This window comes from Marinomonas vaga (assembly GCF_055388305.1).
Genome location: NZ_AP043903.1, coordinates 2,105,949 through 2,127,500, shown reverse-complemented (window position 1 = coordinate 2,127,500; position 21,552 = coordinate 2,105,949). Strand labels below are relative to the sequence as shown.

Annotated in this window: 23 protein-coding genes (1 of these 23 cut by a window edge); 10 read left to right on the top strand and 13 right to left on the bottom strand. The window is 46.2% G+C overall.

The features are described from left to right. The 5 genes in view from pssA to ACZ5DR_RS10005 are tightly spaced (at most 37 nt apart) and all read right to left on the bottom strand, a layout consistent with a single transcriptional unit that may run on beyond the window. On the bottom strand, positions 1-193 hold the start of the coding sequence (gene pssA, locus ACZ5DR_RS10025) for a CDP-diacylglycerol--serine O-phosphatidyltransferase (RefSeq protein ID WP_377368028.1). The gene continues 602 nt to the left of window position 1, outside the view; 193 of the gene's 795 nt are visible here — the first part of the coding sequence; its start codon is at positions 191-193; its stop codon lies beyond the left edge, outside the window. Between the two features lie 11 nt (positions 194-204). Then, positions 205-1,491, bottom strand: a complete 1,287-nt coding sequence (gene hemL / locus ACZ5DR_RS10020) for a glutamate-1-semialdehyde 2,1-aminomutase (protein ID WP_377368030.1) — start codon at positions 1,489-1,491, stop codon at positions 205-207. 25 nt (positions 1,492-1,516) lie between these two features. Further along, a complete protein-coding gene (hemJ, locus tag ACZ5DR_RS10015; RefSeq protein WP_452600460.1) occupies positions 1,517-1,939 on the bottom strand; it encodes a protoporphyrinogen oxidase HemJ in 423 nt (140 codons plus the stop codon). 2 nt (positions 1,940-1,941) lie between these two features. After that, on the bottom strand, positions 1,942-3,669 hold the full coding sequence (locus tag ACZ5DR_RS10010; RefSeq protein WP_377368032.1) for a chloride channel protein: 1,728 nt from the start codon (positions 3,667-3,669) through the stop codon (positions 1,942-1,944). A 37-nt stretch (positions 3,670-3,706) separates the two neighbouring features. Then, the gene (locus ACZ5DR_RS10005; RefSeq protein WP_377368033.1) at positions 3,707-4,141 is read right to left on the bottom strand and encodes an Lrp/AsnC family transcriptional regulator; all 435 of its coding nucleotides are present in this window, start codon (positions 4,139-4,141) and stop codon (positions 3,707-3,709) included. 145 nt (positions 4,142-4,286) lie between these two features. Here ACZ5DR_RS10005 and yjeH point away from each other — a divergent pair, with 145 nt between their 5' ends. Together yjeH and luxS are read left to right on the top strand one after the other, a co-directional pair. After that, positions 4,287-5,570, top strand: coding sequence for an L-methionine/branched-chain amino acid transporter (gene yjeH, locus ACZ5DR_RS10000; RefSeq protein WP_377368035.1), 1,284 nt, complete (start codon positions 4,287-4,289; stop codon positions 5,568-5,570). Between the two features lie 69 nt (positions 5,571-5,639). After that, positions 5,640-6,152, top strand: coding sequence for an S-ribosylhomocysteine lyase (gene luxS / locus ACZ5DR_RS09995; protein WP_377368037.1), 513 nt, complete (start codon positions 5,640-5,642; stop codon positions 6,150-6,152). A 74-nt stretch (positions 6,153-6,226) separates the two neighbouring features. On the opposite strand, the gene ACZ5DR_RS09990 is transcribed toward luxS, so the two are convergent. Further along, positions 6,227-6,871 carry a LysE family translocator gene (locus tag ACZ5DR_RS09990; protein WP_377368038.1) on the bottom strand — a complete coding sequence of 215 codons (645 nt, stop codon included), beginning with the start codon at positions 6,869-6,871 and terminating at the stop codon, positions 6,227-6,229. A gap of 158 nt (positions 6,872-7,029) precedes the next feature. On the opposite strand from ACZ5DR_RS09990, the gene ACZ5DR_RS09985 reads away from it, so the two are divergent. Beyond that, positions 7,030-7,914, top strand: coding sequence for a DMT family transporter (locus ACZ5DR_RS09985; RefSeq protein ID WP_377368040.1), 885 nt, complete (start codon positions 7,030-7,032; stop codon positions 7,912-7,914). A 14-nt stretch (positions 7,915-7,928) separates the two neighbouring features. On the opposite strand, the gene ACZ5DR_RS09980 is transcribed toward ACZ5DR_RS09985, so the two are convergent. The 4 genes from ACZ5DR_RS09980 to ACZ5DR_RS09965 form a co-directional block, all read right to left on the bottom strand. Continuing rightward, positions 7,929-8,381 carry an Lrp/AsnC family transcriptional regulator gene (locus tag ACZ5DR_RS09980; protein WP_377368042.1) on the bottom strand — a complete coding sequence of 151 codons (453 nt, stop codon included), beginning with the start codon at positions 8,379-8,381 and terminating at the stop codon, positions 7,929-7,931. Between the two features lie 117 nt (positions 8,382-8,498). Continuing rightward, positions 8,499-9,005 carry a hypothetical protein gene (locus tag ACZ5DR_RS09975; RefSeq protein ID WP_377368044.1) on the bottom strand — a complete coding sequence of 169 codons (507 nt, stop codon included), beginning with the start codon at positions 9,003-9,005 and terminating at the stop codon, positions 8,499-8,501. A gap of 230 nt (positions 9,006-9,235) precedes the next feature. Further along, positions 9,236-9,727 (bottom strand): acetolactate synthase small subunit, encoded by a 492-nt coding sequence (gene ilvN, locus ACZ5DR_RS09970; RefSeq protein ID WP_377368047.1) that lies wholly within the window; start codon positions 9,725-9,727, stop codon positions 9,236-9,238. 1 nt (position 9,728) lies between these two features. Further along, positions 9,729-11,447, bottom strand: coding sequence for an acetolactate synthase 3 large subunit (locus ACZ5DR_RS09965; protein WP_464543916.1), 1,719 nt, complete (start codon positions 11,445-11,447; stop codon positions 9,729-9,731). Positions 11,448-11,871: 424 nt separating this feature from the next. Between ACZ5DR_RS09965 and ACZ5DR_RS09960 the strand changes: the two genes are divergently transcribed. After that, positions 11,872-12,132, top strand: coding sequence for a hypothetical protein (locus ACZ5DR_RS09960; RefSeq protein ID WP_377368050.1), 261 nt, complete (start codon positions 11,872-11,874; stop codon positions 12,130-12,132). A 52-nt stretch (positions 12,133-12,184) separates the two neighbouring features. Next, a complete protein-coding gene (gene queG, locus ACZ5DR_RS09955; RefSeq protein WP_377368051.1) occupies positions 12,185-13,258 on the top strand; it encodes a tRNA epoxyqueuosine(34) reductase QueG in 1,074 nt (357 codons plus the stop codon). Here the strand turns inward: queG and ACZ5DR_RS09950 are convergent. Continuing rightward, positions 13,209-14,564, bottom strand: a complete 1,356-nt coding sequence (locus tag ACZ5DR_RS09950) for a GGDEF domain-containing protein (protein WP_377368053.1) — start codon at positions 14,562-14,564, stop codon at positions 13,209-13,211. The genes queG and ACZ5DR_RS09950 overlap by 50 nt on opposite strands. A 158-nt stretch (positions 14,565-14,722) precedes the next feature. After that, on the bottom strand, positions 14,723-15,583 hold the full coding sequence (locus ACZ5DR_RS09945) for an acyl-CoA thioesterase domain-containing protein (protein WP_377368055.1): 861 nt from the start codon (positions 15,581-15,583) through the stop codon (positions 14,723-14,725). A gap of 136 nt (positions 15,584-15,719) precedes the next feature. Here ACZ5DR_RS09945 and moaA point away from each other — a divergent pair, with 136 nt between their 5' ends. Genes moaA through ACZ5DR_RS09925 form a run of 4 tightly spaced genes read left to right on the top strand, consistent with a single transcriptional unit; the run spans position 15,720 to position 18,933 of the window. Continuing rightward, on the top strand, positions 15,720-16,715 hold the full coding sequence (moaA, locus tag ACZ5DR_RS09940) for a GTP 3',8-cyclase MoaA (RefSeq protein WP_377368057.1): 996 nt from the start codon (positions 15,720-15,722) through the stop codon (positions 16,713-16,715). Positions 16,716-16,728: 13 nt separating this feature from the next. Continuing rightward, positions 16,729-17,265, top strand: a complete 537-nt coding sequence (gene moaB / locus ACZ5DR_RS09935) for a molybdenum cofactor biosynthesis protein B (RefSeq protein ID WP_377368059.1) — start codon at positions 16,729-16,731, stop codon at positions 17,263-17,265. A gap of 3 nt (positions 17,266-17,268) precedes the next feature. Continuing rightward, positions 17,269-18,465, top strand: a complete 1,197-nt coding sequence (locus tag ACZ5DR_RS09930) for a molybdopterin molybdotransferase MoeA (RefSeq protein WP_377368060.1) — start codon at positions 17,269-17,271, stop codon at positions 18,463-18,465. Between the two features lie 42 nt (positions 18,466-18,507). Further along, positions 18,508-18,933 carry a hypothetical protein gene (locus ACZ5DR_RS09925; protein WP_464543490.1) on the top strand — a complete coding sequence of 142 codons (426 nt, stop codon included), beginning with the start codon at positions 18,508-18,510 and terminating at the stop codon, positions 18,931-18,933. Between the two features lie 44 nt (positions 18,934-18,977). Here the strand turns inward: ACZ5DR_RS09925 and serB are convergent, their stop codons facing one another. Next, on the bottom strand, positions 18,978-19,889 hold the full coding sequence (serB, locus tag ACZ5DR_RS09920; protein WP_377368064.1) for a phosphoserine phosphatase SerB: 912 nt from the start codon (positions 19,887-19,889) through the stop codon (positions 18,978-18,980). A gap of 166 nt (positions 19,890-20,055) precedes the next feature. Here serB and ACZ5DR_RS09915 point away from each other — a divergent pair, with 166 nt between their 5' ends. Then, positions 20,056-21,489 (top strand): AhpA/YtjB family protein, encoded by a 1,434-nt coding sequence (locus ACZ5DR_RS09915; protein ID WP_377368066.1) that lies wholly within the window; start codon positions 20,056-20,058, stop codon positions 21,487-21,489. The last annotated feature ends 63 nt before the right edge of the window (positions 21,490-21,552 follow it).

The following is a 21,552-nucleotide window of genomic DNA, read 5'->3' as shown; positions in this document are numbered from 1 at the left end:
AGTTTCCATTCATAGCCGCGATGATGGAATAAAATCCTGAAAACAGAGCAGCAGTTGTAAACAGATTAGGTAAAAGGTACACACCTCGACGTGGCTGCTTTAGCGTTTTGGGCGCCTCAGCCGTGTCATCTTCTAGCTCATCTTTGATTATTTCTTTTTCTGTTTCTTCAACAGGCATATCGTCCACCTTCATTATGGAACCACCTAAACCAATTTTGCTAATGCACGTTTAGCCGCAGCAACGGTAAACGCAATGTCTTCTTCCGAATGAGCCTGAGAAGTAAACCCTGCCTCAAACGCAGAAGGAGCCAAGTAAACACCTTCTTCTAATAGGTGATGGAAGAACAACTTGAATTTATCAGTATCACACTTCTGCACATCCGCGAAAGTTGTCACACATTCTTGGTCTGTAAAGAACAAGCCAAACATACCACCGCCAGCACATACAGTCACCAAGGGTACATTTAACTCGTCGGCAGCAGCTTGAATACCTGTTACGAGGGCGATAGTTTTGCTTTCTAACGTTTTGTGGAAATCTGGCTCGCTAATTTTATTCAACACCGCCAACCCTGCCACCATTGCTACAGGGTTACCTGATAAAGTCCCCGCTTGATAGACAGGACCTAGGGGAGAAATGTGCTCCATAATCTCCCGTTTACCACCGAATGCTCCCACTGGCATGCCCGCACCAATGACTTTACCTAATGTGGTCAGATCTGGCTTGATGTTGAATTTCTCTTGAGCACCGCCAAGTGCCACACGAAATCCCGTCATAACCTCATCAAAAATCAATACCGCACCGGATTGATCACAGACTTCACGAAGCGTCTCAAGAAAGCCTGCGGCAGGTGGAATGCAATTCATGTTACCAGCAACAGGCTCAACGATGACGCAAGCAATCTGATCGCCTATCTCATTGAAACATGCTTTTACTTCTTCAATATCATTAAATTGAAGGGTGATCGTATGTTGCGCTAAATCCGCAGGCACCCCAGGGGAGTTTGGGACACCCAGCGTTAATGCACCTGAACCTGCTTTCACCAGCAGAGAGTCAGAGTGACCGTGATAACAACCTTCAAACTTAACTATTTTGTCGCGACCTGTATAACCACGTGACAAACGGATAGCGCTCATGGTCGCTTCCGTACCTGAGTTCACCATACGCACCATGTCCATTGAAGGCACAAGTTCGCAGACTTTCTCCGCCATGGTGATTTCAACTTCTGTTGGAGCCCCAAAGCTCAAACCAAAATCCAGTTGTTTGCGAACAGCACCAATCACATCTGGATGATTATGGCCGAGAATCATTGGTCCCCAAGAACCAACATAATCGATGTAACGTTTACCATCCTCGTCGTAAACATAGGCGCCTTCCCCTTTTTGGAAAAACAACGGCGTTCCGCCCACACCATTAAATGCTCGAACTGGCGAGTTCACTCCGCCAGGAATACGTTTTTGGGCGCGAGAATACAAATCTTCTGAACGACTCATAACAGGATCCACTTCTTACTAAAATTTAAAACGGGCGAACAACCACCAAGATGGTCACGCCAAGTAAAATCAAAACAGGCAATTCATTGAACCAACGGTAAAACACATGACTACGAGTGTTCACATCATTGGCAAATTTTTTCAGTAATCGCCCACATGCATGGTGATAGCCAAGTAACAAGACCACTAAAAACGCCTTGGCATGAAACCACCCTGCTTTTAAATAATATTCCGGTGCATAGGACACCAACCAGACACCAAACACCACAGTCAAAATGGCTGACGGCGTCATAATGCCTCGATACAGCTTACGCTCCATAATTTTAAAACGTTCGATACTCGCTGTATCTTCTGCACTGGCATGATATACAAACAAACGCGGCAAATAGAACAAGGCAGCAAACCAGCACACCATCGAAATAATGTGGAACGCTTTTACCCACAACATAGTTATTCCTTAAACAACATTTGATTAAGCTGATGGGAAGTCACTAGCCAGAAGCTTCCCGCATCAACATACTGCACCAATACTTGCGACTGATTATTTTTGTGTAGCCAATTTATCAGGTCCGGCAACGGCATAGATGAGTCAATCACCCTGACTTCTTTTCCCTGTAATGCCATCAGCACATCCATTCCCTGCTGATCTCCATCACTGGCCAACCAAGCCTGTGGACCAAGATCCAATTGTTTCAACTTGTCCAACATTTCAGGGGCTGAAACTAAAAAGTAGGCATCGCCAGCTTTGATTGCCACATAGTCTACCATATTTGACGCCAAATCTCGGATTCGTTCCAAGGGCAATATGGCGGGCAGCACTTTTACTTTCTGCGCTACATTACGTAGATCCTGTTGACGCAACAATCGCTGGACTGGTGACCACTCTGAAACCAACCCTAGGGCATTCATGCGCTCCACAAAGATAGAGTCCTGATTAAACAACAAGCGAATCGCCGTGCAGGACAACACAATCACAAAAATAGCAGGGACAATGGTTTGAGAGGTATGGGTCATTTCCACCATAGCAATCATAGCCGTAAGGGGAGCCTGAAAAGTCGTTGCCATCATGGCCGCCATGCCAAGTAATACAAATAACGACATTTCTGTTGCTGGCAGAAGTCCAGTGTCGACCCACAAGGACACTTGCGCACCCACTAATCCGCCAATCACAAAGGTAGGACCGATCATCCCACCAGGAATGCCTAATCCAATAGACAAAGATGTAAGCACCACCTTAGCGATAATTAAGATCAGGAGAGGCATGATAAAGTTCCCTCCCGTCAACGCTACATTTAAAGAATCATAACCGCCCCCAAGCACCTGAGGCACCAGCAAGCCAACCGCCCCCGTCACGACTCCTACAAACAGAAATCGGACCCATGGCGACACATTACCAAAGCGCCAAAACCAGCGTTGCACTTGATAAAAAAGGCTCGATGCAATGACGATCAGTACCACCAAGACGCAATAAGCGAGCAGCATAGAAAAATCATAAAGGGGCAGTTTAAGCACGCCCAACTCAAATAAATCGAAACGCCCAAGCAGGCCTTCACTGATAAACATGGCTACGATTGATGACAGCAATACAGGCAGTACCAAACGCAGCCGATATTCATGAAATATCACCTCGTAGGCAAACAGAACTCCAGCTAAAGGGGTTTGAAAAGCCGCAGCAATGGCACCAGCTACACCACAGGCCACCAAAGTATCCACACCGATATATGACAATCGAAAACGCTGGGCAAGTCGACTACCAAAAGTCGCGCCAATATGCACTGCGGGCCCCTCTTTGCCGATTGACAGACCTCCCATCAATCCAATGAGAGCACCTACAAACTGAACCACCGCATTAATGATCGGCAAGTTGCCCTGATGATAGTTCAACCGTTCAACAACATAAGGGATACCAACCTTTAAGTGACGTTTTGGCAGGAAGTGCCAAATACCAGCCAGTAGAATACAAGCCAAGACAGGTAACAAAAAACGGAATTCAGGAGGGAGAAGTTCATAGCTTTCGCTATGGGTAGGCAAAATAAAAGAGGCGAACCATAACAACAGCATCACCAATGATGTCATCGTGAGACCACTGAGAACACCGCATACCAGCGCTAAACCAGACAGCACCAATAAATCGTCAGAGCCTAGATCACCTTTGCGCCAGCGCTCGATAAAATTCAATCCCTTCAGTTTTCACTCCTCCAACTGTCATAACGCATCACTGTTTCGACACACCAGCGTCCGCCAAACACATGTGAGTCATAATTTTCTCAATATTCGGCCAACTGTCCATCTCTACCCTTAACGCGGTTAAACGCGCCATGGTTTCAGTTTCTACCAACATGATGATGTCCACATCACCGCTAATATAGTGGGCAAACCGAATCTCAGGAATAGAGCGAATGTAGGGCTCGACCATCTCTCGAACCATGGGTCGAAAGGTCAACGAAAAATACGCCATGACAGTATGACTGGCATCGACACCCAATCGCGCGTGATACCCTTCAATAACTCGGCTCTCTTCTAGTCTTTTTATCCGCTCGGTGACGGCTGATCGAGATAAATTAACCTTTCGACTGATGTCTGATACAGACTGTCGAGCGTCCTCCACCAACAATGCCAAAATTTTCTCATCAAATCGATCAATAGCCATTTTTGTTCTTCTATTCCTTGCCGTCATTTTGACGGTAAATACGTTATTTTGCCGCGAATTGCTGACGATTTGTATAGCGCCATTGTTTACGCTTCATTTTATCCTTTGCCTTACAAATCAGTAAAACGGTATCAAGGAAAATCCAATGCAATACCAACGCACTCTTGGCCCAATTCGTGGCATAGCATTAACCGTCACAACCTTTGTCGGCACTGGGCTGATGATTCTACCGGCGATCTCAGTGGCAGAAGCGGGATCCTTCGCTTTTTACGCTTGGTTGATCACAGCACTGGCAATCATGCCTGTCGCGTTTGTTTTTGCATTACTAGGCAGTAAATATCCGTCTGCTGGTGGCGCGTCACACTATATCGGAAAAGTACTTGGGGCAAAAACAGAACGGGCTATTGGCTGGTTATTTCTTAGCATACTCTTGGTAGGACCGACCGTAGCCATCAAGGTGGCAGCAGCCTATCTCGCGGTTCTACTAAATGTTGCCGAGGGACAAATACTGAACCTGAGCATTATCACACTCATAGGTATGCTACTTTTTGCCATTGCCGGGCTTAAAAACTCCGCAAGCTTCCAAACCATTATTGTATTGTGTTTGATCACCACTGTTGTAGCACTCTTTGCCCTTAGCATGAACGCCTCATCAGGCGCCGTGATGCTAAACGTGGAGGCTCCGACCGCACTCACTGATATAAACACGGCACTATTAGCCACAGGGACTATTTTTTGGTGCTTCATCGGTATCGAAGTTATGGCTCATATGGGAGCTGAGTTTAAAAACCCTGGTCGGGATTTTCCAATCGCCTTGTTGGGTGGCATTGTCATTGTTGTTGCCCTGTACTTAGCAACTGTATTAATGATCGCCCACCATAAAGTATACGGGGACGAACTCACAAACAGCCAATCCCTTGCCTTATTAGTTGGCGCTTTACTTGGTGAAGAGGCCCGTCGCTACTTCGCCTTGGGCGCTTACGTGATCGCCTTCTCTAATGTTGGTGTTTACATTTTAGGCTTCTCTCGCATGATTCAATCTATGGCAAGCCAGCACGCCCTCCCCCACTACTTTGCCAAGCTAACCGCTTCTGGCACACCTGTCCGGGCGGTGAGCCTAGTAGGAATCATAGGTATTGCATCTCTTTTGTTTTTTGAATATTCAGGGACACCTCTTAACTGGCTCATCGAAATGACCAATGGTGCTTTTCTGCTCATTTACTTATTAACCTGCGCCATCGCCATTAAACTGCTAACGGGCGCACTCAAAGCCATTGCATGTGTCGCGACACTCTTTTGTATCGCCATGACCACCTTTGTAGGGGAAAGTATGCTATTTGCTCTGATTGCCTTTGGACTGGCATTCGCATGGGAACATATGAAATCTCAGAAACGCCCCCTCCCTGATGAAAAAATTCATGTACAATGAGGCTATATTCAAACACATGGCTTTGCTTGCGTAATAAGCAAAGCCTGGGATACATCAGGAGAGAATCACATGCCATTACTAGACAGCTTTCGAGTAGACCACACTCGCATGCATGCACCTGCCGTTCGCGTTGCTAAATCCATGGCGACACCAAAAGGCGACACTATCACTGTGTTTGACCTACGTTTTTGCGTGCCGAACGAAGAAATCTTGTCTGAAAAAGGCATTCATACCTTGGAGCATTTATTTGCCGGCTTCATGCGTGATCATCTAAATGGCGACGACGTTGAGATCATCGATATTTCACCAATGGGTTGCCGCACAGGTTTCTACATGAGCCTAATCGGAACACCAAGCGAAGAAAAAGTCGGTGCGAGCTGGAAAGCGGCGATGGAAGATGTAATTAATGTTGCAGCAAAAGAAGATATTCCAGAGCTAAATGAATACCAGTGCGGTACCTACACGATGCATTCCTTGGAAGAAGCGAAAGACATCGCTAAAAACATTCTGGCTCGCGGCGTAGCCGTAAACAGTAATGAAGAGCTATACCTAACCGAAGAGTTTTTGGCTGAACACTCTTAATCGACCGCCATTTTACTTTCTGGTAATACAAAAAAGGAGCCGTGGCTCCTTTTTTTATGTCCGAGATAACTTGCTTAAATACGTGATGCCGTCGCCAGAAAGGCACTCGCTAACACAAACACGCCACCCATACCGCGGTTAAGGTTCGCCATACCACGGGGACTGCGAATCAAACGACGCAACTGACGGCCACCAATAGCATAGAAAAATGCTGCGATAAACTCCGTGACCATAAAGGTCATCCCCATGATCACAAACTGAATAGTCACTGGCTGATTCAAGTCCAACATTTGCGGGAAGATCGCCGTAAAGATCAATATTGCTTTAGGGTTACTAACGGCAATCATGAATTCTTGGCGCATGCGATCCTTATGAGAACTTGGGACCACAACCCCTCCTTCTTCCATGGAAACAAGGTTATTAGACGCCTGCATCCAAGCCTTTACCCCCACATAAAACAGATACAAGACACCCAGCCATTTCACGACATTGAACCAAAAAGGAGAAGAAACGATCACCGCTCCTAAACCTAATGCAGAGATCAACATCAAAATACCAAATGCGATGTTCCGGCCAATCACTGCAATCAGCGCCGCCCATGCTCCAGCACGAATGCCGTTGTACATAGCCGTAAAATTATTAGGACCAGGACCAAAGGACAACAGCAATAAAATAGGCGCTGTTGCGAGCCAAAGTTGTAGTGCCATTCGCTGTTTCATTACCTCTCAAAGAATGACTTATGATTCCAAAGCAAAACTCACTCCCAACCTTGTTTTTCAAAGACCTAAGCCTTGGATTCAAAGGTTTCCTGCTGTTCTGACTTTAACCGTTCACCGTAAAATTGGCGGCAACTTTAACGATATATTGAGGCGATGTCATGTCTATTCCGCACATTTTTTTATGGTTAACTGCCTGCATCTGGGGTTTTGCATTTGTTGCACAAAGCACGGCTATGGACGACATAGGTCCCCATACTTTTAACGCCGTTCGATTTCTCTTAGCGACCTTGTCACTTATCCCTTTATTGCTGCTCTTTAAAACCTCTCAAGCCTATGATTTTAAGAAGCTTTTAATCTGTGGCACCAGCGCTGGCACACTGATTTTCTGTGGCTTTACCTTCCAGCAAATGGGGCTCTTGTACACCACGGCCGGAAACGCAGGTTTTATCACCAGCATGTACATAATTTTTGTACCCTTGGTAGGACTGCTTTTTAAACAAAAAATTGATCGCTTAGCTTGGGTGGGAATCGGCGTAGCTTTAGTTGGTTTTTACACTTTAACCGTAGGTCCTAACCTTTCGATTAATAAGGGGGATGCGTTAGAACTTGTAGGCACTTTATTTTGGACGTCCCATGTTCTGTTTATTGGTTACCTTTCACGCTCTCTGCCTGCCCTGCCGCTATCGATCATGCAGTTTGCCGTTGCGACTGTCCTAGCAACCCTTACAGCTTTTATTTTTGAAGCACCAACCATTGCTGGCATTGATGCCGCTTGGTGGCCATTAGTATATGCGGGTGTGGCTTCTTCAGGCATCGCCTTTACTTTGCAGACATTGGGACAACGTAAGGTCATTCCCAGCACCACCGCTTTGATATTATCCATGGAAGCGGTCTTTGCGGTGATTGGTGGCTGGTTATTTATGGGCGAACTATTAACCAGTCAGGCTTTATTTGGGTGCGGATTGATTTTTACTGGGATGATCGTCAGCCAGTGGCCACGAAATAAAGCGAAACTAACTTCAGCTGAACAACAGCCACTTTAAGCATCAGCCAAAGCCTAGAAATGGCTCGCTTCTTGAGCGTTTAAGGGTAACTCTCGCTTGATCGGATTAGATAAAATCATCATGGTTTTAGTGTCACTTAGATCGATCAAGCGTTCCAGCAACACATCCAATGTGGACATGGACGCCACAGCAACCTTCAATATAAAGGCGGATGATCCAGTGACATTGTAGCAATCCACTACTTCGTCTAATCCCAGGACGAGGTCTTTAAACTCACGCTCTTTTGCTCGATAAACCTCACACTCCACCAATGCAGTAATGGGAATACCCACTTTTTCTAAGTTTATCCGAGCGCCATACCCGGTAATCACACCTTGCTCTTCTAGCTTTCTAACCCGCTCTGCAACCGCAGGGGCAGACAGGTGTACTAATTTTCCTAGTTCGGCAAAACTGAGTCGGCCGTTAGACTCCAATGCTTGAATCAGTTTCCAATTAATCTTGTCCATTTGTCACCCTAATCTATAAGAAGCACTAGCTTAGCGGTTAGTACGGGAGATTTCGATAACCATCCAAATAAAAACGGCCACATAAAAGTGGCCGTTTATTCCCGTTAAAGTAATGGATTAGCTGTTACTGCTATCAATGCCCAATTCTTCTTTTAGAGAAGCCACTGAGTTGCTGTACGCTTCAGTAATGGACTCCATAGTGTTGTCATAGGTTTCTTCCGCTTTTGCCAATGCTTCGTCAGTGTTCGCCTTGTCTTTGGCTGTTTCATAGACATCTTTTGCGTTCGCTACCTGCTCATCAAATTCTTCGTGGATGTCTTCCATGCCATCTTGAAAATCCGATTTAACATCAGCCCAAGTATCTTGAGCATTATCCTCGGTGAGCTTTTCATCAATAAAGCATTCGGTCTTCGCCGTCATCAGACTTGCTTGAGACGTAAAGATTTCACTCCAATCATCCTGTACTTGAGCCGTTTTCAATGCCACTTCTTTCTCTGCCACAGTTAAACATGCATTATCATCTGCGTAGACCGCCGACCCCGACATAGCAGCAACCGAAACAGCTACGGCCAACGCACCTTTTTTTGCGACATTTACTGATTGGTTTACCAATGAAGTGTTCATAGTTTCGTCCTGTCTCAATGAATGTGTACTTACATTGTTAATGGCGGGCTAAAGAAATTAAAGGGGCTCAGCGCGGGTTACAGAATTGCTCCTATTAAGTACTAACATTAGAGCTCACTGCGCATTTACTGTGTAATTGTCAGCATCATTTAAAGAATAGGAGAATCAACATTCTTATAGGCATAAAAAAACGCGCCGAAGCGCGTTTTTGAAACAACCTGATAGAAGTCTTACAATGACAAGGTTTTTTCGCCTCGTGCGATACCTGAAACCCCTGTACGCACGACTTCAAGTGTGTGCATGCCACCTAAAGCTTGCAGGAAGCCATCCAACTTGTCGGATTCACCCACGATTTGAATGGTGTAGATAGACGGGGTCATATCCACGATGTTGCCACGAAAAATGTCTACGGTACGTTTCACTTCGGCACGCTGAGCCCCAGAAGCACGTACTTTCACTAGCATCAATTCACGCTCAATGTGCTGACCTTCTGTCAGGTCCACCAACTTCACTACATCAATTAGCTTATTCAGCTGCTTAGTGATTTGCTCGACCACTTGGTCTGAGCCGAATGTTGTTAAAGTCAAACGAGACAAGGTTGAATCGTCTGTCGGCGCTACGTTCAAAGACTCAATGTTAAAGTTACGCTGAGAGAACAGACCAACCACACGCGACAATGCACCCGGCTCATTCTCCATTAAAACTGAGATAATGTGTCGCATATTAAGTTCGCTCCGTTTTGCTCAAGAACATGTCACGCATAGAACCGCGTGGCACTTGCATTGGGTATACGTGTTCTTCTGGGTCCACGTAACAGTTGATGAATACAAGCTGATCCTTCATTGCGAACGCTTCTTCCATCTTAGAATCCAACTCATCCTTCGTACGAATCTCAACATACTTATGACGGTAAGCACCCATCAAGGCCTCAAAGTCCGGCAAAGAATCCATGTAAGAATTTGAGTGACGACCTTCATAGTTCATATCTTGCCATTGGCGAACCATGCCCAAGTAGCCGTTGTTCAAACATAGAATCTTCACAGGCAAGCCATACTGAAGACACGTGGACAACTCTTGGATGTTCATCTGAATACTGCCCTCGCCGGTCACACAAACGACCGTCTCTTCAGGGAAGTTGATTTTCACACCCATTGCCGCAGGCAAACCAAAGCCCATAGTGCCTAGACCACCAGAGTTTACCCAACGGTAAGGTTTAGCAAACTTGTAGTACTGAGCTGTAAACATCTGGTGTTGGCCCACATCTGATGCAACAAACGCATCACCTTTAGTGGCACGCCAACACGCTTCTACTGCCGCTTGTGGCTTAATCTTCTCACTCGAAGTGTCGTAACGACCGCCGTGCACCTGACGCCATTCATTAATCTGTTTCCACCAAGTTTGAATAGACTCTTGGTTTTTACGTGCTGGAGCATCGTCGATCAACTGAAGCATTTCTTCCAGCACTTGAATAACAGGCCCTACAATCGGCACATCGGCACGGATTGTTTTAGAAATGGACGCAGGATCAATATCGATGTGAATGATTTTTGCACCAGGACAGAATTTATCCGGATCATTGGTAACACGGTCATCAAAGCGCGCACCCACAGCCAAAATCAAATCACTGTGATGCATTGCCTGGTTCGCTTCGTAGGAACCATGCATCCCCAACATGCCTAATGACTGTTTATCAGTACCTGGATAGCCACCTAAGCCCATAAGCGTATTGGTGACAGGGTATTCTAACTGTTGCGCAAGCTTAGTAAGCTGGTCAGAACCACCGCCCATGATGACACCACCACCAGCGTAAATAACCGGACGCTTGGCAGCTAAAAGTAGATCCACTGCTTTTTTGATCTGACCGCTGTGACCTTTTGCAGGAGGCGTGTAAGAGCGCAAAGACACGGACTCAGGATACTTGTATTCGAATTTTTCATTCGGCATCGTCATGTCTTTTGGCACATCAACGACAACCGGACCTGGACGGCCACTGCTAGCAATATGGAAAGCCTTCTTCAAAATCATTGGGATCTCAGAAGGATGCTTGACAGTAAAGCTGTGTTTCACGATAGGACGTGACACACCGATCATGTCTGTTTCCTGAAACGCGTCTTCACCGATCAGGTAGCTCATAACCTGACCACAGATGACAACCATCGGAATAGAGTCCATAAATGCTGTCGCAATACCAGTCACGGTATTGGTCGCACCTGGACCAGAAGTTACGAGGACGACGCCTGGCTTACCCGTTGCACGAGCATAACCGTCAGCCATGTGGGTTGCAGCTTGTTCGTGGCGGACGAGCACATGCTTAACATCTGATTGTCGATGCAGTGCGTCATAAATGTGCAATGCTGCACCACCTGGATAGCCATAAATATTTTCGACTCCCTCATCTTTGAGGAAGCGGGCGATCATTTCACCACCGGATAATAACTCCACCTTGAAAACCTCTGTAGTGTTCATCTGTCTGCTTATTTTGGTGCAGCTATTGTAACCGCATACCAAGGGCAGATTAAAGTTGATAAAACGATGTTTGCAAAACTAATGAGTTGCCTAGAATCAAGGAACACTCAAACGCAAGAAATCGCAGTTGTGACACTGCCCGCGTCTTTTCGCGAGGGAAAGCATTGTTGGTAAACGTTCTACTCACAATACTTTGTGTAACGACTATACTTAGTCGTATAGGAGGGGCTGTTGGCCGCCATCAGAAGAGACAATCAGCGGGGTATTGCTGATGTAATAAGCCATTGTCGCAGGCATCTCTCCCCGAGTCAATGAATTGGGGGACTTATGTACCTTTGTCCTTGCTCAAACCGCCCTTTCATGGTGTCATATAGTTAGTCTGTATTAAGGAGTTCCAATCATGGCTTCAGAACTAAACCAACAACGAATTATTGATGAGTTTTTACGCTGTTTTCGCAAAATGCTCATGGAGCCTGAACTGTCTGGCGAATTAGTGCGCATTGCAAAAGAGCACATCAATGAGCCCAACGCATTTCAGAAAATTGCTGAAGAAGTTTCCAACCAAACCACACTAAAAATCCCAGAAGAGCACTCAGAAGCAGATCGTTTATTTATCAAACTTCTGATGGACACAGTGAAAAGCGACGTTAATTTATATTAACGTCTCCACCGAAGGTAAGAGGTTCTCTTACCTTCAAAAATAAGCGCAGCCCGTGTTACCCAATCAACTTAATTCCCCATCAGACCTCGCCGAGCTTGCCGATCAAATTAAACAATGGGCGCAAGAATTAGGCTTTTCCGACTGTCGCATCGTTGATCCTGAATTAGAGCAATATCGAGAGCAATATCATGCTTGGTTAGACGCTGGATACCATGGCACCATGGATTACTTAGCCAATCATGACTCCCTGCGCTTTACCCCAGAGGCTTTACACGCGGGCACCAAACGTGTCATCAGTCTAAGTATGGCCTACTTACCCCAATCTGTAGAAACCGTTAAACGCCTAACAACCAAAGACAAAGCATATATTGCCCGCTATGCATTAGGACGGGATTACCACAAGCTGATTCGCAAACGTTTAACACAATTGGCAAAACGCATCCAAGAACAGGTTGGCGATCACGGCTATCGTGCCTTTGTGGACAGCGCTCCTATTTTAGAGCGCCAAATAGCGGAGCAAGCTGGCATGGGGTGGATCGGAAAGAACACACTATTACTTGCCCCAAAGGCAGGTAGCTGGTTCTTGCTCGGTGAAGTTTTTACCAATTTGCCTCTTCCGGTGGACGCCCCGACAAAGACAAAGCATTGCGGCAGTTGCTCCGCCTGTTTAGACAAATGCCCGACCGATGCATTTGTGGGACCATGGGTTTTGGACGCCAGCAAGTGCATATCCTATTTAACCATTGAGTACGATGGCATCATCCCTGAAGAACTACGCGCCAAGATGGGCAACCGCATTTTTGGCTGTGATGATTGCCAACTGGTGTGCCCGTGGACCAAGTTCGCTAAACACACACAAGAAGCAGATTTTCAGCCTCGGCATAATCTAGATAACGAAGACCTAGTAACGTTATTTAACTGGGATGAAGAAACCTTCCTAAGCAATACTGAAGGCTCCCCTATTCGACGTACAGGGTATGAAAACTGGCGCCGTAACTTAGCCATCGCACTAGGTAACGCTCCCACTAGCGGAGCCATCGTTGAAACACTCAAACACGCTCGAAAAAATGCCTCACCTAAGCTTTTGATCCACCTAGATTGGGCGCTTGCTCAGCATCAAGTGTGATCTTATTGAGCTTCTCCATTTCCCCAAACGCCAATTGCGTATCAGGCCCAGGACACTTAGCACACACCACGCAGTTTCGGCCATGGGCTTTGGCGTCATAGAGGGCATCGTCAGCCCGCTTTAAGACTTCGGAAGACTGCTCGTCTGTGCCGAGTTCAGCCACGCCAATACTTACTGTTACTGTGAGATCAAAGGCCTTGTTTCGAGAGCGAGCTAAGGAGCCACGAATATGCTCAGCCTTGCATCGCGCGAGCTCGATATCGTAGTAAGGCAGCAAAACAGCAAACTCCTCTCCTCCCCAACGACACACGAATCCATTTTGGCCAACCACTTTGTTGATGCAGTCTGCCGAATGTTTTAACACTTGGTCCCCAACTTGGTGACCATATTGATCGTTCACTTTTTTAAAGTTATCTAGGTCAATTAAAAGAATCGATAAAGGGGCTTTATGCTGTTGGGCAAAGGCCAAATTCTCGGAAAAAAGTTGATCAAAACGCGTACGGTTATACACCTGAGTCAATGCATCCGTATTAGCGACCACCGATAACTGCTGATTCAGCTCTAACAAGATTTTATTTTTGCTTGCTAGAGCGGCCGTCCTGAATGCAATTCGCTGCTCCAACTCTTCATTAGTTGCTGCAAGCGCTTCCCTAGATCGGGCCAAGGACAGCAATACACGATTCACAATCCCGATAATCTGACGATATTCTATAAACTGTGACAAGGAACTGTCGTATTGGATCGGAGTGGGCTTCTTTAAATTAATCAAGCTTAATTCTTTAACAAAGCGAAACACACTTCTGCGCAAACTTCGACGAACCAATACCCAAATCAACACCACTAGCAATGCTAACTGAGCCAACATGGCGAATAAGGTTATCCCAAATTGAGAAAACAAGATCCCTACCATGGACAAATGATTAAACTGCACCAGAAGAATATCAGACGAGGCGTTTAAAGCGATGCTGTGCAACTCTCCCTCTCGCCAAGGTTGCTCAGTGGCTGGATTTACCCAATTAAAGCTATTACCAGACCTAGGATTTTTTAGCGCAACACAACTGAATAATTCTCGATTGTCATCTAAATAATGAGAAATTAGGTTGTCGCGCTTCACTGGCGACATACGTTTAATGCTGAGTACTGTCTCAACATAATTTGCCAGCTTTGCTAGACCTCCCTGTTGCTGACTCAGTAGCACATGATAGGAGACCACCATAAAAATTGCTAAAACCAAAGCCGCGGCAATTAAATAAAACGCCATCACCTTTAGCACGATAAAATTCACTGCACTTCGCTGAGCTATCACGCAAAACCCTTTAATATCCGTATTGAGAGCAAACGCTTTTTAATCTTCAGCCCACCTCCATGTGGGCCGAAGTAAACATTCCCTGCATTAAAAACTGATCAAAAATAACACAGCAGTATCACAACACACTAACTTATTAGGGTATTTGCAAAGTAAAATCACGAAGTGAGGCGTATCAAGCCCTCTTGTGCCGTGGAAGCCACTAAGTTTCCTGCTCGATCAAAGATTTTACCTCGTACAAAGCCTCGTGCAGAGGAAGCAGAAGGACTATCAGCCACATATAATAGCCATTCATCCAAGCGGAACGGACGATGAAACCATATGGAATGATCTAAACTGGCAATTTGCATTTTTGGGCTACCAATTGAAATACCGTGGGGCTGTAACGCTGTCTCCAAAAAGCCATAATCCGTGGTATAGGCCAACATACACTGGTGCACTAATTCACAGTCCGGCAGCGGTGCCACACTCTTAATCCACATATGGCGAGCGGCCAGTCCAGGACGCGGGCGAAATGGGTTCTGATTTTCCACAATGCGATATTCTATGGGACGGTCAGCGGTCAATAAATCACGAACTCGCTCAGGGATTTCCTCCGCATGGGAACGAAAGAGACTTAACTCTGATTTGAAATTCTCTGGCCCGGGCACGTTCGGCATGGTTTCTTGGTGAGAGAGCCCTTCTTCAAACACCTGAAACGATGCTGTCATAACCAAAATACTCTTGCCTTTTTGACTGGCGATGACGCGACGAACACTAAAACTTCCCCCATCACGCACCACTTCCACTTCGTACTTGATGCTTTCGTTAGCATCGCCAGGTCGCAAGAAGTAGCTATGTAAAGAATGGGGGGCACGTCCTTTAGGCACGGTCTGAGAGGCAGCACTCAATGCTTGCCCTACCACTTGCCCACCAAACACTTTAGGAAACCCCAGATCTTGGCTTTTTCCCTCAAAGCTCAGATCTGAGACTTTTGTTAAAGTCAGTAGGTCAATTAAATTATGAATCACCTGTTGCACGCGAGTTCTCCTTATCGTTCGCTATGGTGTTTTTATACCAGCTTAGTACTGATCACTTAAATGAATCAATAGCTAGAATTCTTTGCCTAGTCCGCAAAATTTTGCTTCTATAGCAGGGTTAAAGCGAGGTTTTTACGTGTCACACTCCATGCTCACAGACCCATTCGGTCGCACAATTGATTATCTTCGAATCTCCGTCACCGACCGCTGTGATTTTCGTTGTACCTACTGCATGGATGAAGATGCCGAGTTTCTTCCCCGCAAGGACATCCTATCCTTAGAAGAAATAGTTCAAATCGCCCAAGCTTATTGTAGCCTAGGGACAAAGCGCATTCGTATTACCGGTGGTGAGCCACTGGTGCGCAAAAACATCCTTTGGGCGTTAGAGAAGATCGCCGCCCTTCCAGGATTAGAAGAGTTGACCATCACCACCAATGGCTCACAGCTGACTAAAATGGGAAATGACTTGCTCAACGCCGGGGTATCTCGCCTTAATGTGAGTTTGGACACCCTTAAGCCAGAACGCTTTTTAGAACTCACCCGTCGGGATAAGTTGCAACAGGTACTCGATGGGATCGACACCGTCACCCAGTTACCTTTTAAACGCATTAAGATGAATGCAGTCATCCTCGGTGGTTACAATGATGATGAGGTGTTAGACCTCACGCAATTTGCCTTCAACAAAGGTATGGATATTAGCTTTATTGAAGAAATGCCCCTTGGACACATCAGCCATCATGATCGAGCCAAAGTCTATGTTTCCAGCGATGACCTGCAGGCATCGTTAGCAAAACACTGGCAGTTGTCGCCATCAGACAACAAAACGGGGGGGCCATCACGCTATTATGATGTGCTGGGACAGACCAGCAAAATAGGCTTTATTTCCCCCCACAGCCATAATTTTTGCAGCACTTGTAATCGCGTACGTTTGACCGCAGAAGGCCGCCTTCTACTGTGCCTTGGTAACGAACACTCGAAAGATTTGAAATCGGTCGTACGGGCTCACCCGAACAATCCGCTCGTCTTACAACAAGCCATTATGGACTCTTTGGCATTAAAGCCAGAGAAGCACCATTTTAATTTAGAAGAAGAGCCGCAGATATTGCGCTTTATGAGCGCCACAGGCGGCTAATAAGGAATTTACCATGGCCAAAACACCTTCTCCTTTTCGACCTCTTAACATTAGCGTACTGACGGTTTCTGACACTCGAAGCCTTGCTGAGGACACCTCTGGTGACGCGCTAATCAGCTTATTGACGGAAGCAGGACACACTCTGCAAGACCGCCAGATCGTAAAAGATGATGTTTATGCCATGCGTGCGGTGGTTTCTAACTGGATAGCGGATTCTAAAACCCATGTGGTACTGATCACTGGCGGCACAGGATTCTACTCCAGAGATAGCACACCAGAAGCCATCACCCCTCTACTAGATAAAGAAGTGGATGGTTTTGGGGAACTGTTTCGCCAGTTGTCATACGAGGAAATCGGCACTTCTACCATTCAGTCCCGTGCTCTGGCAGGACTTGCTAATAAGACCCTTATTTTCTGCTTACCAGGGTCTACTGGGGCGTGTCGCACCGCTTGGAATGGCATTATTAAGGAGCAACTGGACGCGCGCCACCGCCCGTGTAACTTTGTCACCATGTTGCTCGGACCATTACCTGAAGGACAAGGAGCTTAATCCATGTCTTCACTGATGCCATTACAACAGGCTCTTGAAAAAGCGCAGGGCGAACTACAAATTAAAGTTGCACAGGAAACGATCAACCTGAGCCAAGCCCTCAACCGAGTGCTTGCCAAAGATGTGATCGCTCCCCTTGATGTGCCACCCGCAGCAAACAGTGCTATGGATGGCTATGCCATCAACACTGCAGACTTCGAACAGTCAAAACAGCCTTTGCTTAAGGTGAGCCAACGCATCACTGCCGGTGATCCAACCGAGCCATTGAAGCCAGGCACTTGTGCGCGAATCTTCACAGGTGCTGAGCTACCATTGGGCGCCAACGCTGTGGTCATGCAAGAAGACACTCAACTTGAAGAAGAAGCAGTACGATTTTTAGCGACACCAAGTCATGGGGAGAATGTTCGTCCTGCAGGGCAAGACATTCAACAGGGATCCACCATTCTTCGACGAGGCAAACGCCTTAGCCCAGTCGATCTGGGGGTGATTGCCAGTGTTGGCATCACTACCGTAGAGGTTTATCAGCCATTAAAAGTAGGCATATTAACCACGGGGGACGAGCTGGTAACACCAGGACAGCCCCTAAAAGCCGGCCAGATATACAACTCCAACGGCCCATTACTAGAAGCTCTTATCCAAACCGCAGGCCATCAGGTCAGTTTACATAAGCATGCTGAAGATTCCATTGAATCCACTGAACAAGCTCTCCTAGAACTAAGCCAAGTCGCAGATGTAATCATCTCCACAGGAGGTGTCTCTGTGGGCGACGAAGACCATGTTAAAGCAACGATCGAAAAACATGGCCAACTCCACCTTTGGAAAATTGCCATCAAACCCGGCAAACCTCTAGTTTTTGCAAAGGTAATGGAGACTCCCTTTATTGGATTACCAGGCAACCCGAGCTCGACCCTCGTGACCTTTCACTTGTTTGCACGCCTTACCTTGGCCAAGGCCGCTGGAGAACATTTATGCTTCCCAACAGGGTATTCGGTTCAATGCGGTTTTTCTCGCAAGGCCAATCAGAGCCGCGACGAATTCTTAAGAGTGACCTTGCATGAAGGGGTCGCAAAGCCTCACCCACAACAAAGCTCAGGTGCGCTGCTCGCCGCCAGTCAAAGTGATGGTTACCTCCATGTGCCTGCAGGCCAGGCTCCAACGCCAGGAAGTGAACTCCTGTTTTACCCTTTTAGCGGCTTCTAAACTACACTTTATAGACAATGCAAATGTGCCTGTAAGGAGCCCATGATGAGAGATAAAAATTGGGAACAATCGCTCTATGATCACCAACACATAATGATCAAACATTTGGATATTCACCGCCAAAAGGAGCGTACTGAACCTCTCAGCACGGACGAGAGAATGGCTGTAGAGCATGCGTTTCAGCTCTTAGTTGCTTCTATGTTGGATTTTGCACGCTATGTTCTCGAGCACCACTACAATCACAAAGTGAACACCAGAGAAGAAGTCTTAGAAGCCCTTATCAAACATAAGGACGTGACCTATGAACAAGGCCAGCAGATCGAAGCCTTGATTGAATTGCGCAATAAGATTTTAAACGACTATCTGAATGAGAATTTTGAGCTATTGTCATCCGCTCTCGCCTTGCGTCGTTATGCGCTGGTGGAGGTGCTAACTAAGGAATGGACAAATCGTTTAGACAGTTTGTAATGAATCAGCCGAACAAGAATGTTCGGCTGATTCATTATGACTTATTAAATAGAAGCGATCTCTGCTGAAGTCAATCCAAGCAAATATAACACGCCATCAAGCCCCATCTGACTCATGGGACAAGGGGCTTGCTGTCGAACAATTGGCTTGGCATGCAGAGCCACACCCAAAGCGGCATCATTCAGCATTAATAGATCGTTTGCACCATCACCACAAGCAATGGTTTGGCCATTCAACACATCATATTTCATCGCCAGAGAAGCCAGTAACTCCTGCTTACGCTTAGCATCCACAATCGGTCCGATATGGCGACCAGTTAAAGCGCCATTTTCGATTTCAAGTACATTCGCATGTACTTCCGTCATGCCATAGTCATGCTGCACACGGTCAGCGAAGTAAGTGAAACCACCGGATAAAATGGCCGTATTCCAACCAAAATGATGCAACACTTTCATTAAGGGCGCGATACCGTCCATATGAACAATGCGCTCATAAACAGAATCCATCACATCACTGCTCAAACCGTTCAATAGCGACAAGCGCTGGACAAAGCTCTCAGTAAAATCAATTTCACCACGCATTGCGCTAGCAGTCACCGCAGAGATTTGCTCGCCGATACCCATTTCAACGGCCAACTCATCCATGACCTCCGCTTTGATCAGGGTTGAATCCATATCAAACACCGCCAAACCACCCGCTTTAATATCTGGGGTTTGCATCTGAAAAACATGGTCAATTCCGGTAGTGTCTGCCAAGGTCAACAACTCACTACGAAGCGCTTCTGGTTTACCATCTTCAATAGGAGTGCTAATGTCATAGCGAATGACACTTATGGGATCCTGATCGTTAGTTAAACGCTTGTTTGTAGCCTCAATTTGATGTTTATCCAACCATGATTGGAAAAGAGACAGGCTACTGCTCGTAATGTCGCCGATAAGTGTGATGGAAGCAGACATAGAAACTCCTATTTATGGGGACGCTAACTATACCAAATCCCTATGCATACGCTAACCTTCTCACATAACTCTAAAGAAATTTAAGTGCATTCCGAAAAGAGTAACAGACTTAAAAACTCTATGCGCATCAACTAGCTATTGAATTATTAGACAAATCAGGACGTCGATGGACACCGTAAAAAAACTCTCTGCCGGATACAAACGAATCCTACAAAAATGCTCGTCGGCCAGTATTGTCGTTTCGACTTATATCGCATTAATGATTATCACCTTGGCGACGGTTTGGTTTTCTGTCACCTCCGCGGTCAATAACTACCTTAACCAGCAAACAGACGTACTTGGTAGCAGCTTAGCCACCCAAGCGGCCTTCAACGCAACCCAATCCATCTTGACCAACGATTTACTCAGCTTGAATGTGTTACTAAATCGACTAGTGGTAAGCGATAGCATATTGGGAGCACGGGTTTACAACAAAAAAGATGAGCTGCTCGCCCAAGCCAGCCAGAATGGTACACAGACCAGCAGTGAGAACGAATTACGCCCCAGTGAAACACACAGAGTGTACAGCTCCCCGATTAGGTTTCGTGACGAAATAGTGGGACATGTATTGATCACACTGGATAAGTCTGGTTCACAAAGTACATTAGTCCAGATCAGCAATCTGATGATCGGGCTGGGGATCATACTGACGGCAATCACAGGTCTAGTTTTGCTTCTCGTAATGAGACGCTTGTTTCTTCCAATTACCATGGCAAGCGATGCTGTTGAAGCTTTTACCAAAGGCACCAGCAATGCTCCTTTGCCAAAGCACAGCTATCGTGAAGCGACAGAGCTTGCCGACCAAATCTCCACCTTGCAGACCCTAGAGCTCGCCACACCGATAGCAACTGTCACGCCACAAACCGTCTCCCAAACATTTAAGGAAGACGAGCAATACGAAATCGACTTTGACACCATTATCAAGGAATCAGAGCGAGAGTCCTGCGCCTTATACATTCAATTTAATCATCTAGAAAAATGGCGCGAGGATATGTCCCCTCTACAGGTGGCTAACCTCCTAACTCCGCTTTACCGGGCCATATTCCTATCAGCTGAGCATTTTCATGGTCAGGTACATCAGCACGAAAGCGATAATGTCATCATCCTATTCCAGGAAAAGGATTGCGATGACAATCTGTTTATGGACGCAGCTAGCTGTGCCGAGCTCGTCAGATTGCTACTAGAGAAACTTTCCAATACAGACTTGTATCAGGACGTCCCTGATATTCTCTATCATATGGGGCTTGTGAAAGGCTGTGAGCAAGTTTCTAAGATGTTTGAAGAGAGTTATTTTGCTGCCGACCAAGTGACTGATTTAATTCAAAGTGCCAAGGCACTTTCCTTGTCGGAAAGCTCAAATAAGCTGGTTATGGGAGATGACATTGTGACCCGCCCAGAAATTCAAAACCGAATCATTCTTAGCCTGCCAGAAATCATCGATCTAGAAGATGGTAGCGAACATCTCGCTTACACAGTTAAAGACCTGTCTGAAAAGTACCGCAAGCGTGTCAACCAAGTCATGGACGAGCTATCCGGTGATGAGGCAACCGATTCAGTTTAGCGACGACCTTCTAACACTAAAAAGGCCAGCATTTTTGCTGGCCTTGTTCTGACACTTTACTTA